We start from the raw sequence: 13,319 nt of genomic DNA on the forward strand, positions 1-13,319 counted from the left end.
CGGCCGGAGGCCGCGTTCAGATCGCGTGGACTCCCGTCCGGCCTCATCCCGGGTGCCGCATGCGCCAGGTCGCGAGCAGCACCGCGGTGGCGGCCGCCACGTTGAGGCTCTCGACCCGGCCCGTGCCCGGTATCGACAGGCGCAGGTCGCAGGCCGCGGCCAGCGCCCGGTCCATGCCTTCGCCCTCGTTGCCGAGCACGTAGACCAGGCGCTCGGGCAGCGCGGCGGCGAAGAGATCGTCGCCGCCGTCCACCACCGTCGCCGCGAGCGCGAAGCCGGCCTCGCGGAGCTGGCGCAGGGCCGCCTCGCCCGGCGCGAGCCGCACCAGCGGCACCGCCTCCGCGCCGCCTTCGGCCACGCGCGCCGCCGCGCCCGACACCGCCAGCGTCGAGGCCTGCGGCAGCAGCACCGCGCCGACGCCGAAGTGCGCCGCCGAGCGCAGGATCGCGCCGAGGTTGTGCGGGTTGCCCACGCCGTCGAGCCACAGCGCCGACTGCGGACCCGGCGCGAGCCGGGCCAGCCACTGCGCCGCCGGCAGCACCGGCGCGCGCTGCATCTCGGCCACCACGCCCTCGTGGTGGGTGCTCGCGGCGAGCCGGTCGAGATCCTCGGTCCCGACCACGCGATAGCCGACGCGGCGCGCCACGCACCAGGCCAGCAGCGGCTGCAGCGCGGGAAGGCGCGCCTCGGTCAGGTAGAGCTTGCGCAGGGCCTCGGGTCGCTGCGCGAACGCAGCGCGGACCGCGTTGAGGCCGTACAGGCGCACCTCCTCCTCGCGTCGCGCACGCGCCCCCGCGGGCGCGTTCGCGCGGACGGGACGGGGACGGCGGGAGGGGTCGCGGTGCATCGCGGTCGGGAGAAGGAATGGCGACACAGGATACGCCGGAGCGGTCGTCGCCCCGGCAGGGCGAGCGAGAAGCGAGAGGCAGCGCGGTCGCCCAGTCGTTTCCGGCGCTCCATCTCTCGCTCCTCCTTCCGTGCCGCCCCCCAGCTTCCACGGCCGGAGCGCCGGGACGCGGCCGGCCCGCGCCGACGACGCAGCGCTGGCCGCGCCGTCGGCCTCCCGCGCGCGGAGTCCCCCGCTCCGCGAACTTCATTCCCGACTCACCTGCCCGCTGCCTTGAATGCGCAGGGAGGAGCACCCGTGGCCGCATCCCGCACCGACATCTGGCAACCCCTCGCCAAGCCGCCGCCGGAGATCCCCGCGGGCGATCTCGCCACGCTGCGGCGCAAGGCCCGCGGCTGCCGCGCGTGTCCGCTCTGGGCGCCGGCGACGCAGACTGTGTTCGGCGAAGGGCCGGCCGACGCGCGCGTGGTGATGGTCGGCGAGCAGGCGGGCGATCGCGAGGACATCGAGGGGCGGCCATTCGTCGGGCCGGCCGGGCGCCTGCTGCACGAACTCCTGGAGGAGGCCGGCGTCGACCCGGCCGAGGTCTACATCACCAACGCGGTCAAGCACTTCAAGTTCGAGCAGCGCGGCAAGGCGCGCCTGCACAAGCGCGCCAACGCGGCCGAGCAGACGGCGTGCCGGCGCTGGCTCGCGGCGGAGCTGGACAGGATCCGCCCGCGTCACGTCGTGTGCCTCGGCGCACTGGCCGCGCAGAACGTGTTCGGCAACGCGTTCCGGCTGACCGCGCAGCGCGGGCAGTGGCAGCCGCTGGCCGGCGCGCAGGGCATGGCGACCTGGCATCCCTCCGCGGTGCTGCGCGCACCGGGAGAGCGCCGCGCGGCGCTGCGCGACGACCTGCGCGAGGACCTCGCACGCCTGGCCGAGGCGCTGGCCGGGCCCTGAACGCCCGGCCCCGCGTTAACGCGCCGTCGGCACCGGGCTCACGCCCGGCTGATTCGCGGGCGGCCATCCTCGCCCGCACCGCGGCACCGTCACCGCGATTCCGCCAAGGAGCATCGATGCCGGCATCCCACCCCGTCCGCCACGCCCCGTCCGTCCTGCCCGGCGCGCATGCGCGTCTGGCCGAGCGGCGCTGCGACGACTGGGAGGTCCACGTCGGCAACGGCCCGGTGGTGGCCACCGCCATCCACGACGGCCACCAGGTCCGCGAGAGCGTGCTGCGCTGCATGCGCCTGAGCGCGGACGAGCGGCGTCGCGAGGAGGACCCGCTCACCGGGGTGCTCACGACGGTCGCCGACAGCCAGGTGCGCGTGCGCACCTCGCGCTTCCAGACCGACATGAACCGCCCGCGTGCGCTGGCCGTCCCGCGTCGCCCGGAGGACACCTGGGGCCTGGACGTGTGGCGCACGCCGTTGCCCGAGACCGAACGCGCCCGCTGCCTCGCCGACTACGACCGCTTCTACGCCGACATGCGCGCGCTCATGGACGGCCTGCTGGAGACCTGGGACAGCCTGTTGGTGCTCGACATCCACAGCTACAACCACCGCCGCGACGGCGCCGACGCGCCGCCGGCGGCGGCCGACGGGAACCCCGAGATCGACCTCGGCGTGACCACGCTCGACCGCGCGCGCCACGGCGGCGTCGCCTGCCGCTTCGCCGACGCACTGCGCGCCACCCTCGTCGATGGCCGCCACCCGGACGTACGCGAGAACGTGCGCTATCCCACCGGCGGGCACTTCCCCGAGTGGCTGCATGCCGAGTACGGCGACCGGCTGTGCGTGATCTCGCTGGAGTACAAGAAGATCTACATGGACGAATGGTCGGCGATGGCCGACGTGGCGGTGCTGGACGACTTCCGCTACGGCCTGAAGCGCGCGGTGGACGCGGTACGGGGGGAGTTCGCGCGGTGCCGCTAGCCGTCGGGGCCGTGCGCCCGCTGCCGCCGGTGGCCGCCCGCGTCGATGCGGCGCTGGCGCGCATGGACGCCGAGGTGGACTGGCTGACCGCGCTCTCGCCGATCCACAACGACGCGCTCTGGGAAGCCTTCGAGGAGAGCGGTCGCAGCCGCGTGCCGCCGTTCTCCTACGCCGCCGACTACGACGACCTCTCCGCCCTGCGCGCGCGCCTGCTGGCGCTGCCGGTCGACGACATCGAATCCCCGCTGCTGCACGGCCTGCTGTCGGAGAAGCAGCGCGAGCTCGACCGCCAGATCGAACTGGTGCGGCTGCGCGACACCGACGGCTTCGTCGCGGCGAGCCTGGACCTGTTCGGCGGCGCCGAGCCGCGGCTGCTGCGCATGGCGCGGGAGATCCTCGAGCGCGTGCCCGCGGGCCCGCCGCCGGACGCGGACGCCGGGCTCGACGAGATGCTCGCCGCCGCGGAGGCGGAGCTGGCCTGGTACCGGGCGCGGGCACCCGGCTTCCGCGCGGAGATCGTGGTCGAGGACGACCTCAACTCGATGCTGATGGTCTCGCAGGGCAACCTGCACGTGGCCGCCGGCATCCGCCTCCCGCAGGCGCGCGTGCAGCCGCTGGTCCAGCACGAGATCGGCACGCACGTGGTGACGCGGCACAACGGGCGCCAGCAGCCGCTGCGCCAGCTCGAATCCGGCCTCGCCGACTACGACCCGCTGCAGGAGGGCCTCGCGGTCCTCGCCGAGTACGTCTCGGGCTGGCTGCCGCCGGGCCGCCTGCGCATCCTCGCCGCGCGGGTGATCGCCACCGACATGGCCGTGCGCGGCGAGGACGTGCCGGCCATCTTCGAGCGCCTGCACCACGGGCACGACCTGCCCGCCGGCGACGCCTTCGACGTGGCCGTCCGCGCGCGCCGCGGCGGCGGCCTCACCAAGGACGCGGTGTACCTGCGCGGGCTCGCCGACCTGCTCGACCACCTGCACGAGGGCGGCGACATCGCGCCGCTGTTCATGGGCAAGTTCGCGCTGTCGCACCTCGTGGTGCTGGAGCGCCTCGTCGAGGAAGGCTGGGCACGGCCGCCCGCGGTCCTGCCGCGCTGGCTCGACACGCCCGTCGCGGCCGCGCGGCTGGAACGCTGCCGCACTCTCTCCGTCGTCGATCTCCACCAGGACACGCCGCAATGAAACTGGCCTTCGTCGTCAACCGCATCGAGACCGAGCGCGAGGACTACACCACCATCCGCCTGGCGCGCGTCGCCGCCAATGCCGGACACGCGGTGGCCCTGATCGGGCTGGCGGACTTCATCTACGAGACCGACGGCAGCGTGTGCGCGCGGGCGCACTGCCCCCGCCGCGACGACTACGCCGACGACGCCGCCCTGCTCGCGGAGCTGCAGGGGCCGGACGCACGGGTCGAGCGGATACGCGTCGACGAACTCGACGTGCTCATGCTGCGCAGCGATCCCGCCGACGAACTGGTCGAGCGGCCCTGGGCGCCCAACAGCGCACTGCTGTTCGCCCAGCTCGCGGCGGCCAGGCAGGTCATCGTGGTCAACGACCCCGCGCACCTGACCGACGCCTGCAACAAGACCTATTTCCAGCACTTCCCGGAGGAGGTGCGCCCGGCCACCTGCATCGCGCGCGACCCGGAGGTGATCAAGCAGTTCATCGCCGCGCAGGGCGGCCGCGCGGTGATCAAGCCGCTGCAGGGCTCGGGCGGACAGGGCGTGTTCGTGGTCGCGCCGGGCGGCGAGGCCAACCTCAACCAGATGATCGAGGCGGTCATCCGCGACGGCTACGCGATCGCGCAGGAATACCTGCCCAGGGCGGCCGAGGGCGACCTGCGCCTGATCATGCTCAACGGCCGCCCGTTGCAGGTCGATGGCGTCTACGCCTGCCTGCGCCGCTACAACGACTCCGGCGACGCACGCAGCAACATCAAGGCCGGCGGCAAGATCCAGAAGGCCCAGCCGGATGCGGACGCGCTGCGGCTCGCGGAGCTGGTGGCGCCCAAGCTCGTGCGCGACGGCATGTACCTGGTCGGGCTCGACATCGTCGGCGACAGGATGATGGAGATCAACGTGGACACGCCCGGCGGCCTCAACATGATCGAGGAACTCACCGGCGTGGACTTCTCCCGCCACATCATCGCCGACCTCGAACGCAAGGTCAGGCTGCGCCACCAGTACCGGGGCACCCTCGCCAACGCCGAGCTGGCGGTGCTTTGAGGCCGCTCGAGGAGTGAGTGGGAAGGAGTGGGAAACGTAGGGCGGGGCGTCGGTCCTTCTCTCGCTTCTCGCTTCTTGCTTCCCGCTTCTCCTCACTCCGTCCTGGACCCATCCCGCTTCACGCGACCTCCGCCGCGCAGCGGCGAGGCTTCGTGCATCGCATCACAGGGACGATGGCATGACGTTTCCTCCAGTCGCGCGGAGCCCGCGGTGAGCACGGCCACGAGCGGATCCGACGCGCACGACGCACGCAGCGGCGCGCTCGCGTCGCCGGGGTCGCGCACGGCGCGCGGCAACAGGATCGAGGCCATCGACTTCGCGCGCGGGCTCGCCGTGTGCCTGATGATCCTGAGCCACGGCGTCAACGGCCTGCTGCAGTTCGAGCAGTTCACCGACTGGGGCATGGTGCCGATCCACGCGATCACCAAGTTCTCGGCGTCGCTGTTCATCATGGTCTTCGGCATCGCGCTGGCGGTGGCGTTCGTGCCCAAGGTCGGGGCCGACGACTGGCCGCGCCGGCGCAACCGCCTGCTGATCCGCGGCCTGGTGGTGCTGGCGGTGTACAAGGCGCTGACCGTCGTGGAGATGTACGCGCTCTACGAGCCCGAGGACATCGTCGAGGCGCTCACCTACCAGAACTTCCCCTCCTACGTGGAGATCCTCGGCTTCTACGCCATCGCTCTGCTGTGGATTCCCTTCTTCCTGCCGCTGTGGGCGCGGATGCCGGTGCCGCTGCAGTGGGCGAGCCCGGTGGTGGCGGGGCTGGCCTCGTGGTGGCTGCTGGCCAACTTCGACTTCTGGGGCGTGCCGCAGCTCCAGGCGCTGATCGTCGAGCACGCCGACTACTACACCTGGGGCCAGCTCTCGCGGCTTCCGCTGGTGCTCGCCGGGCTGCTCGTCGGCGCACTGATGCTGCGCTGGTACCGCGACACCCGCACCCGGCTCGGCCTCGCCGGCGCCATCGCCCTGCTCGGCGTCGTGCTGCTGGCGTGGTTCGCCGCTCGTGCGGACGGCGACCTCGGCGGCGCCCTGCTCGCGGCGGCGCGCAACGCGGGCAAGCATCCGCCGGAGCTCACCTTCATGCTCTTCAGCGTCGGCGGCGCCCTGGTGCTGCTCGGGCTCGCCATCGCCGGCGGCGAACTGCTGGCGCGGGCGCTGCGGCCGGTGACGCTGATCGGCAGCGACGCGCTGCAGGCGTTCATCTTCCACATCCTGGTGATCTTCGTCCTGTTCCGCGACCAGCTCGGCTACATGCACACGGTGTCCTACGAGTACGCGCTGGGCCTGACCCTCGGCCTGATCGCGGCCACCGCGGCGTGGATCTGGCTGATCCAGTGGGTTCAGCGCAGGTGGTCGCAACGCTGATTAGCATCCGGCGGCGATGACCAGACTCCTGAGCGCCGCCCTTCTCGCGCTGCTGCTGGCCGCCGCCAGTCCCGCCGCCTCCGCCCCGCTTCCCGACACCGAGACGCCGACGCCGGCCTGGGTCGAGACCCTGCGCACGCGCCTCGACGCGGCCGAGGCGCGCTTCCCCGGCGAGATCGGCGTCTACGTGCACCATCTCGGCCGCGACGAGACGTTCTCCTTCCGCGCGGACGAGAACTGGTACCTGGCCTCGGGCGTGAAGGTGCCGGTCGCGATCGCGGTGCTGCGGCGGATCGAGGACGGCGCGCTCGCGCTCGACAGCCGCATCGCGCTGGAGCCCGACGACTTCGTGGACGGCGCGGGCGGCACCAACGCGCACCCGCCGGGCACGCGCCTGCGCGTGTCCTACCTGCTCGAGCAGATGATCATCTACAGCGACAACACGGCGACCGACGTGCTCATCCGCGTCGTCGGCCTCGACGAGGTCAACGCGGTCGCGCGCGAGCTGGTCGCCGCCCAGGGGCTGGAGATCACCACGCTGGCCGACGTGCGCCGGCGCGCCTACGGCACCCTGCATCCGGGCGCCGCCGGGCTCACCTCGGCCGACCTGCTCGCCCTGCGCCGCGCCGCCGCCGGCGCGCCGCGGCTGGACCTGCTCGCGCAGATGCTCGGGACCACGCCCGGGGAATTCCTGCTGCCCGACCTCGACAGCGCCTTCGAGGCCTACTACGCGATCAACCTCAACAGCGCCCCGCTGAGCGCCTACGGGCGGATGCTCGGCGCGCTCGCGGACGGGCGGGCGCTCGGGCCGGAACAGACCGCCTACCTGCTCGGCGTCATGGAACGCGTGCGCACCGGCGACCGCCGCATCCGCGCCGCGCTGCCCCCGGGCGCGCGCTTCGCGCACAAGACGGGAACCCAGCACCGCCGCGTCTGCGACCTGGGCATCGTCACGCTGCGCGGCGAGCGCGTGGTGATCGCCGCCTGCGCGCGCGGCGGCACCACCGCGCAGGGCGAGCGCGCGCTGCGCGACGTTGGCGCGGCGGTCACCGCCTCCGGGGTACTCAGCCCGCTGCGCTGACTCCCGGAGCATCCATGCGTCGAACCCGCCGCTGCCTCGCCGCCCTGGGGGCGGCCTGCCTCGTCGCCGCCTGCCAGGGCACCGACCGCACCGCCGACACCCCAACGCCCGCGCGCGATGCCGCCGAACCCGCCGCCGCCGGCACGCCCGGCTGGGTGGAACCGCTGACCGCGGAGATCGAACGCATCGACGCCGACATGCCCGGCGACTTCGGCGTCCTCGTCCGCCGCCTCGGCGAGGACGGCGGCGAGATCGACCACGGCGACGGCCGCGCCTGGTACCTCTCATCGACGATCAAGATCCCGGTCGCGATCGCCGTGCTCGAACGGGTCGATGCCGGCGAACTCGACCTCGACCAGGAACTGGTGCTCGCCGAGAGCGACTTCGTCGACGGTGCCGGGGACATGCTCTACCAGGAGCCGGGCACCCGCTTCAGCATCGGCACGCTGATCGAGAAGTCCCTGCGCGACAGCGACAGCACCGCCACCGACATGCTGATCCGGCTGGTCGGCGAGGACCACCTCAACCGGCGCATCCGCGCCTGGGCCGGGCGCGGCTTCGGGCCGGTCACCACCCTCCTGCAGGTGCGCTACGACGCCTACGGGCCGCTGCATCCGGGCGTCGCGGCGCTGTCGAACACGCAGATCGTCGCGCTGCGCAACGCCGAGGCCGGCGAGGCGCGGCTCGCGGCGCTCGCGCGGGCGCTGGGCGTCCCGCGCGGGGAGCTCGACGCGCCGGACCTGGAGACGGTCTTCGAGCGCTACTACGAGACCGGCAGGAACGCCGCCACCCTCGACGCCTTCGCGGACATGCTCGAGACGCTGGCGACGGGCGAGCTGCTCTCGGAGGAGAGCACCGCGCTGGTGCTGGACCACATGCAGGCCATCACCACCGGCGACCGGCGCATCCAGGCGGGGCTGCCGTCGGGCGCCGACTTCGCGCAGAAGACCGGCACCCAGATCGCCCGCGCCTGCAACGTCGGCGTGCTCGGACCCGGGAGCGGGGCACCCACCGTGGTCGTCGCCTGCGCGGAGCGCTTCGACGACCTGGAGCAGGCCGAACGGGCCTTCGCACGCCTGGGCCGCGCCCTCGCCGAGGCCGGGCTGGCCGACGGCCGCTGAACCGCGCCGCGGCGGCGCCTCAAGCGCCGCCGTCCGCGGCCGATACCGCGTGCGGACGGGGCGGACCCGGGGACGACACCAGCGAGGACAGGGCGGGCGTGCAGCGAGGCAAGAACGATCCGCCGGCCGGCGCGGAGGCCGGGCCGCTGCGACGCCTGTTCGCGCGACGCCAGGCGCCGCCCGCGGCCGGCGTGCCGGCGCTGGCGGGCGACGGCGCCGCGGCCACACCGCCGCGCCCGCTCCCCGAGACCCTGCGCACGCTCTTCTCCGGCGCCGACAGCGCCGATGCGCTGCTGCGCGCCTTCGCCGAGGGACTGATCGCGCTGGAAGGCGAGCTGGCCGACATGGGCCGCCGCCTGCGCCGCGCCTGCGACGAGGACGACCGCGAAAGCGCCGCCCGCACCCTCCGCCAGCTGGTCGAGAAGTACATCGCCACCATCGACACGGCACCGCGGGATCCCGCCCCGGCCGTGCCGCTGCGCGAACTGCTGGCCGCCACCCTCGCCGGCGCGCTGGCCGAGGCGCTGCGCGACGCACCGGCGCTGGCCGCGGACTGCGACGCCCTCGCCGCCCGCGTCCGCGCCTGGCGGCCCGGCGACAGCGCCGCCACGCTCGCCGAGGGCCTGCAGGCCCTGACCCACCGCATCGCCCTGCACGCCGACGACGCCGCCGAGCGGCACGCCCTGCTCATGGGCCTGTTCGGCCTGCTGCTGGAGAACGTCGGCGAGCTGCTCGACAGCGACGGCTGGCTGCACGGCCAGGTGGAGATGGTGCGCCAGCTGATCTCCGCGCCCATCGACCGCCTCGCCCTGGAGGACGCGCGCGCGGCGCTGCGCGAGGCCATCGTCAGGCAGGGCGTCGTCCGGAGCGCGATGAGCGAGGCCCGCGAGGCCATGACCGCGATGACGGTCGCCTTCGTCGACCGGCTGGAGACGGTCGCGGCCAGCACCGGAGAGTTCCATGCGCGGATCGACGACCACGCCGGCGCCCTGCGGCAGGTCCGCAGTATCGGCGACCTGAACCGCGTGCTGGACGAGGTGCTGCGCGACACCGGCGCGATGCAGGCGCAGATGCTGCGCGCGCGCGACGAGATGCAGCAGGCGCGCCGCGACGCCGCGGCCGCCGAGGCGCGCGTGCGCGCGCTGGAGGACGAGCTGCGCAGCGTCAGCGCGCAGGTCCGCGAGGACCCGCTGACCGGCGGCCTCAACCGGCGCGGCCTCGACGAGGTCTACGCGCGCGAGGTGGCACGCTGCGAGCGCCGCGGCAGCCCGCTGTGCCTGGCCCTGCTCGACCTCGACGACTTCCGCCAGCTCAACGCCCGGCTCGGCCATCTCGGCGGCGACGCCGCGCTGCGCCATCTCGTGGCCACGGTCAGGACCACGCTGCGCGAGGTGGACGCCATCGCGCGTTTCGGCGGCGAGGAGTTCCTGATCCTGTTGCCCGACACCGACCTCGCCTCGGCGGTGGCGGCGATGGTGCGCGTGCAGCGCGCGCTCACCCAGGCCTTCTTCCTGCACGACAACGAGCGCGTGTTCATCACCTTCAGCGCCGGCGTCGCGCTGCGCCGGCCCGGGGAAAGCCAGGACGCCCTGCTGCGTCGCGCGGACGCGGCCATGTACGCCGCCAAACGCAAGGGCAGGAACCGGGTCGAGGCGGCCTAGTCCGGCGCGTGCGGCCGTGCGCTCAGGCGCCGCCGGCGACGAAGGCGACCACCTGGTCGGCGTGGCGCTCGATCATGCCGGTGGCGGTGCCCAGCGCGGTGGCGTTGCCGGAGTCCACGCGCACCTCCCCCAGCACCGCACCGCCGGGATCGCGCACCACCACCGTGCTCTGGATGCTGTCGGTACCGGCCATCGCCCCGAGGAGGCCGCGCGCGGCGCCGTGGCGCATCCGGTAGGTGTCGATGCGGATGGCGACGCGCCGGGTGGGCGGGGTGCCGTCGGCGGCGAGCAAGCCGCGCGCGGCGAGCTGGCTGTCGAGGCGGGCGCGGAAGATGCCCAGGGCCTCGGCGTCCATGGCCCCGGCGTTCTCGATCTCGTAGGCGAAGCGGTCGCCGCTCGCCGCGGCATAGCTGCTGCGGACCTCGCTCGACGTGCTGCAGGCAGCGAGCAGCAGCAGGGCCAGCACCGTCGCGATCCGTTTCATGCGCCTCGCCTCATGGTCGATGGCCGCGCCCTGCGGCCGGACCCGGCATGCTAGGTCGCGGCCGCGCGCGCCAGTACCCCGGGCGAACCCGAGGGTCGGCCGGGCGTGATCGCCTAGTGCGCGGGCGCGCGGCGGAACAGGCGGCCGATGCCGCGCACCGCCAGCAGGGCGACGGCCCCGGCGAGCACGCCGGCCACCGCGTTGCCGAGCATCGCCGCGGCGCCGTGCAGCGGCCCCGCCGGCGCCAGCGCCTCCACCGCGTGGTGCAGTTGCGGAATGCTGTGCACGAGGATCCCGCCGCCGACGAGGAACATGGCGGCGGTGCCGGCCACGCTCAGCGCCTTCATCAACCACGGCGCCGCGCGCAGCATGCCGGTGCCGACGGCCCGCACCGCCGCGCGGGGGCTGCGGCTGAGGTGCAGCCCGGCGTCGTCGAGCTTCACGATGCCGGCGACGGCGCCGTAGACGCCCGCGGTCATGGCCAGCGCGATGGCCGACAGGACCGCGACCTGGCGACTGAAGTCCTCGCCCGCCACCACCCCGAGGGAGATCACCACGATCTCGGCGGAAAGGATGAAGTCGGTGCGGATCGCGCCCCTGACCTTGTCCTTCTCGAAGGCCACCATGTCGACCGAGGCGTCGGCGAGCGCGCGCAGGCGCAGCGCGCGGCGGCGGGCCGCGTCCTCGCGGTGAAGGAAGCGATGCGCCAGCTTCTCGACACCCTCGTAGCAGAGGAAGGTGCCACCCACGACCATCAGCGGCGTCACCAGCCACGGCACCCATGCGCTGATCGCCAGCGCCGACGGCACCAGGATCGCCTTGTTGAGCAGCGAGCCCCTGGCCACCGCCCACACCACCGGCAGCTCGCGTTCGGCGGCGACGCCGGCGACCTGCTGCGCGTTGAGCGCCAGGTCGTCGCCGAGCACGCCGGCGGTCTTGCGCGCGGCGACCTTGGTCAGGAGGGCGACGTCGTCCAGCAGCGTGGCGATGTCGTCGAGGAGCATCAGGAGGCTGCCGCCGGCCATCGCGCGGATTCCGCTGGACGAGGCGCCGATTCTTGCCGCCCGCCGGGGCGCCGGCGGCGTGAAGGAACGGCCGCCGCTCAGGGCTGCAGCGGCAGGGGCGTCGCGCCCGGGGCGCCGCGGGTGACGCGGTTGAACAGCGGCGTCGCCATCAGCGTGGTCAGGATCGCCATCAGCACCAGGATCGAGAACAGCCCCGGCAGGATCACGCCGGCCTGCAGGCCGATGTTGATGATGATGAGCTCCATCAGGCCGCGCGCGTTCATCAGCGAGCCGATGGCCATGGCGCTGCGGTTGTCCTCGCCGCCCAGGCGCGCGGCCGCCCAGCAGGCGATGCCCTTGCCGCAGAACGAGGCCAGCAGGATGGCCACCGCCGCCAGCAGGATGCCGGGATCGAACAGCACCGAAAGCTGCGTGTTCAGGCCGGAATAGGTGAAGAACAGCGGCAGCAGGAAGACCACCACGAAGGACTGGAGCTGCTCGCGCAGCTTCTCGGTGAGCGCGCCGCGCGGCATCACCGCCCCGAGCAGGAAGCCGCCGAACACCGCGTGGATGCCGATGGCGTCCATCGCGAAGGCGCTCAGGCAGAACAGGGCCAGCACCAGGGCGAGCACGGAGGACGGCAGGGGCGCCTCGGGCCGGACCAGTCCGCCCAGCCGGCGCAGCAGGCGCCTGCCGATGAAGATCATGAAGAGCGCATAGGCGATGCCGCCGCCGATGGCGGCGTAGGCGCCGCCCCAGGCGCCGCCGAAGCTCGCCAGCACCACCGCGAGGATGCACCAGGCCGCGGCGTCGTCGACCGCGCCGGCGGTGAGCGCCAGCGTCCCGAGCCGGGTGCCCGCGAGGCCCCGCTCGTGGATGATGCGCGCGAGCATCGGGAAGGCGGTGATGGCGATGGCCGCGCCGAGGAACAGCGAGGCCTCGAACGGCCGCGCCCGCTCCGCGAACAGGCCCGGCACCTCGATCAGCCAGGGCGTGAGCACGAAGGCGAGCGCGAACGGCGCGAGGATGCCCGCCGCGGACACGCTGACCGCGCTGCGCGCGCCGCTGCGGAAGTGATCGGCCCGGAACTCGGTGCCGACCAGGAACATGTACATGCCCACGCCGAGCTGCCCGCCCACGTAGAGCATGGACAGCGTCTCGGGCGGGAACAGCGCCGCCTGCACCTGCGGGAACAGCAGCCCCAGCAGCGACGGCCCCAGCATCACCCCCGCGATCATCTCCCCCACCACCTGCGGCTGCCCCACCCGCTGCGCCAGCCGCCCCACCAGCCGGCAGGTCGCGATGATCACCGCGACCTGCAGGAAGAAGTAGACCGAGAGCTGGGTGGTGGGCATGGGGCGGGGCCGGGAGAGGTCGGGGCGGATTATGGACCGGGCGGGGGTGGGAATCGGGAATCGGGAATGGCGAGGGTACGGAGCCCTGCGGCCCTTCCGCCCAAAGCCGCCCTCGACCTACCGCAGCACGCAGCGCGGCACCCCCGAGCTTCCGATTCCCACTTCCGATTCCCGCTTCACCTCCCCAAGGCATGAAGCCCGCCGCCTACCCAGCCCCGGCTATGCCACGGCACGCACTGCGACAGACCCCAGGTCCCG

The 13,319-nt window shown here is 73.7% G+C and carries 12 protein-coding genes; 8 read left to right on the top strand and 4 right to left on the bottom strand.

Annotation, left to right across the window (positions count from 1 at the left end; genetic code table 11):
• Positions 1-43: 43 nt before the first annotated feature.
• Positions 44-847, bottom strand: a complete 804-nt coding sequence (locus ACFO3Q_RS02180; protein WP_377002957.1) for a TrmH family RNA methyltransferase — start codon at positions 845-847, stop codon at positions 44-46.
• A 297-nt stretch (positions 848-1,144) separates the two neighbouring features.
• Between ACFO3Q_RS02180 and ACFO3Q_RS02185 the strand changes: the two genes are divergently transcribed.
• The 8 genes from ACFO3Q_RS02185 to ACFO3Q_RS02220 all read left to right on the top strand — a co-directional run bounded on the left by ACFO3Q_RS02185 (position 1,145) and on the right by ACFO3Q_RS02220 (position 10,218).
• Entirely contained in the window at positions 1,145-1,792 is a 648-nt protein-coding gene (locus ACFO3Q_RS02185) for a UdgX family uracil-DNA binding protein (RefSeq protein WP_377002958.1), read from the top strand.
• 116 nt (positions 1,793-1,908) lie between these two features.
• Positions 1,909-2,766 (top strand): N-formylglutamate amidohydrolase, encoded by an 858-nt coding sequence (locus ACFO3Q_RS02190; RefSeq protein WP_377002959.1) that lies wholly within the window; start codon positions 1,909-1,911, stop codon positions 2,764-2,766.
• A complete protein-coding gene (locus tag ACFO3Q_RS02195; protein WP_377002960.1) occupies positions 2,757-3,947 on the top strand; it encodes a flavohemoglobin expression-modulating QEGLA motif protein in 1,191 nt (396 codons plus the stop codon). The genes ACFO3Q_RS02190 and ACFO3Q_RS02195 overlap by 10 nt, the downstream gene beginning before the upstream one ends.
• Positions 3,944-4,990 carry an ATP-grasp domain-containing protein gene (locus tag ACFO3Q_RS02200; RefSeq protein WP_377002961.1) on the top strand — a complete coding sequence of 349 codons (1,047 nt, stop codon included), beginning with the start codon at positions 3,944-3,946 and terminating at the stop codon, positions 4,988-4,990. The genes ACFO3Q_RS02195 and ACFO3Q_RS02200 overlap by 4 nt, the downstream gene beginning before the upstream one ends.
• Positions 4,991-5,200: 210 nt before the next feature.
• On the top strand, positions 5,201-6,355 hold the full coding sequence (locus tag ACFO3Q_RS02205; RefSeq protein WP_377002962.1) for a heparan-alpha-glucosaminide N-acetyltransferase domain-containing protein: 1,155 nt from the start codon (positions 5,201-5,203) through the stop codon (positions 6,353-6,355).
• Positions 6,356-6,371: 16 nt separating this feature from the next.
• Positions 6,372-7,436 (top strand): serine hydrolase, encoded by a 1,065-nt coding sequence (locus tag ACFO3Q_RS02210; RefSeq protein WP_377002963.1) that lies wholly within the window; start codon positions 6,372-6,374, stop codon positions 7,434-7,436.
• 14 nt (positions 7,437-7,450) lie between these two features.
• Positions 7,451-8,557 carry a serine hydrolase gene (locus ACFO3Q_RS02215; RefSeq protein WP_377002964.1) on the top strand — a complete coding sequence of 369 codons (1,107 nt, stop codon included), beginning with the start codon at positions 7,451-7,453 and terminating at the stop codon, positions 8,555-8,557.
• A 98-nt stretch (positions 8,558-8,655) separates the two neighbouring features.
• A complete protein-coding gene (locus tag ACFO3Q_RS02220) occupies positions 8,656-10,218 on the top strand; it encodes a GGDEF domain-containing protein (RefSeq protein WP_377002965.1) in 1,563 nt (520 codons plus the stop codon).
• A 22-nt stretch (positions 10,219-10,240) separates the two neighbouring features.
• On the opposite strand, the gene ACFO3Q_RS02225 is transcribed toward ACFO3Q_RS02220, so the two are convergent.
• The 3 genes from ACFO3Q_RS02225 to ACFO3Q_RS02235 all read right to left on the bottom strand — a co-directional run bounded on the left by ACFO3Q_RS02225 (position 10,241) and on the right by ACFO3Q_RS02235 (position 13,061).
• The gene (locus tag ACFO3Q_RS02225; RefSeq protein ID WP_377002967.1) at positions 10,241-10,702 is read right to left on the bottom strand and encodes a DUF4410 domain-containing protein; all 462 of its coding nucleotides are present in this window, start codon (positions 10,700-10,702) and stop codon (positions 10,241-10,243) included.
• Between the two features lie 113 nt (positions 10,703-10,815).
• Complete coding sequence (locus ACFO3Q_RS02230; protein ID WP_377002968.1) at positions 10,816-11,727, bottom strand: DUF808 domain-containing protein; 912 nt, start codon at positions 11,725-11,727, stop codon at positions 10,816-10,818.
• A gap of 77 nt (positions 11,728-11,804) precedes the next feature.
• Positions 11,805-13,061 carry a cation:proton antiporter gene (locus ACFO3Q_RS02235; protein ID WP_377002969.1) on the bottom strand — a complete coding sequence of 419 codons (1,257 nt, stop codon included), beginning with the start codon at positions 13,059-13,061 and terminating at the stop codon, positions 11,805-11,807.
• Between the last annotated feature and the right edge of the window lie 258 nt (positions 13,062-13,319).

It is taken from the genome of Coralloluteibacterium thermophilum (assembly GCF_042654365.1).
Classification (GTDB): domain Bacteria; phylum Pseudomonadota; class Gammaproteobacteria; order Xanthomonadales; family Xanthomonadaceae; genus Coralloluteibacterium; species Coralloluteibacterium thermophilum.